The 1,667-nt window shown below is 56.9% G+C and carries 1 protein-coding gene; it reads left to right on the forward strand.

All coding sequences use genetic code 11. The features are described 5' to 3' along the window. Positions 1-49 precede the first annotated feature (49 nt). A protein-coding gene (locus HMPREF3120_RS11700) for an IS3-like element ISPsy31 family transposase (protein WP_085991147.1) occupies positions 50-1,629 on the forward strand; the annotation gives its coding sequence in 2 pieces (ribosomal slippage) (positions 50-539 and positions 539-1,629; 1,581 coding nt in all). The last annotated feature ends 38 nt before the right edge of the window (positions 1,630-1,667 follow it).

Consider the following 1,667-nt stretch of genomic DNA (forward strand, 5'->3'; position numbering starts at 1 on the left):
CCCCCGGTGTCAGGATAGTTGTCGCCTCTCCGGTTTTTCCTAAAAAAGCATGACCGGGGGCGGAAAGAGACTGATCGTGCCGTACTATTCGCCTGAACGCAGAGCTGCATTACTCAAGATGCTGCTCCCCCCGCTGAACCTGTCGATGGCCGAGGTTTCCCGCCGCGAAGGGGTCAGTGAAATGTCTTTGTCCAACTGGCGCAAGCAGCTCAGTTATGAAGGAAACGAAGTGTCTGAAAATACTCCCCTGACCGAAAAATGGTCAGCCGAAGCCAGGTTTGCTGTTGTGCTCGAAGCCGCCGGTTTATCCGAGATCGACCTGAGCGAGTATTGTCGCCGCAAAGGCCTTTATCCCGAGCAGATCAACGCGTGGCGACACTCGTTCATCACGGGCCAGAAGCCGGAAAAGACCCAGCAAAAAGAAGACCGTGAGCAATCTCGCAAAGACAAGAAACGCATACAGGAACTTGAGCGCGAACTGCGCCGCAAAGACAAGGCGCTCGCTGAAACCGCGGCGTTGTTGGTGCTGCGAAAAAAGCTCAACGACTACTGGGGGACCGTCGACGAGGACAACTGACGTCCTTGCCTGAGCGCCTGTTACTGATTGACTGGCTAAATACCGCTGTTGCAGAGGGAGCCCGAAAAGCAAGGGCCTGCCAGGAAATCGACCTGTCATTGCGTACCTTGCAGCGATGGACGCAGACAGACGTTTTCAAGGCTGATGCCCGCACAACGGTCACGCGGCCGACTCCGTCCAATGCACTGAGCGACGTTGAGCGCCAAGCTATTATCACACTGTGCAACAGCCCTGAGTACGCTCACCTGCCGCCCAGCCAGATCGTGCCACGGCTGGCCGATCAAGGGTGTTATCTGGCGTCGGAGGCCACGTTTTATCGCGTCTTGCGGGCCGCAGGTCAACAACAGCGTCGAGGGCGCAGTCAGCGTCCCAGACGATATGCGGCACCGACGACACATGCAGCCAAAGCGCCGAATCAGGTGTGGTCGTGGGACATTACGTACCTGCCGTCACCGATAAGGGGCAAGTATTATTACCTCTATTTGATCGAGGATATTTACAGCCGCAAGGCCGTTGGCTGGGAAGTTTACGAGATGGAAAGCGGCGAGAAAGCCGCCGCCCTGCTGCAACGCAGCGTGATAGGCGAGCAGTGTTTGCACGAGCCGCTGGTGCTGCACTCGGACAACGGTGCGCCGATGAAATCGGTGACGTTGTTAAGCAAGATGTATGAACTGGGCATCACCCCGTCGCGTGGGCGACCGCGTGTCAGCAACGACAATCCTTACTCGGAGTCGCTGTTCAGGACACTGAAATACTGCCCGCAATGGCCGCAGGACGGGTTTGCCAGCCTTGACGCGGCACGCCTCTGGGTGAGGGATTTCATGCGTTGGTACAACAATGATCATCGGCACAGCCGGATACGTTTCGTGACACCGACTGAGCGGCATCGAGGGCTGGACCATCAGATCCTGGCCAGGCGACATGAGCTGTACGAGCAAGCCAGAGAGAAAAGGCCAGAGCGGTGGTCGAGGGAGACACGCAACTGGGAACCGATCGGCACCGTGCTGTTAAACCCGGATCGAGAGCAAAACGTTGAGAAAAAAGCAGCATAGTTAGACGGTTGACGCGACAACTACCTTGAAAAACGCCG

This window comes from Corynebacterium sp. HMSC11D10, assembly GCF_001806995.1.
Lineage (GTDB): Bacteria > Actinomycetota > Actinomycetes > Mycobacteriales > Mycobacteriaceae > Corynebacterium > Corynebacterium coyleae.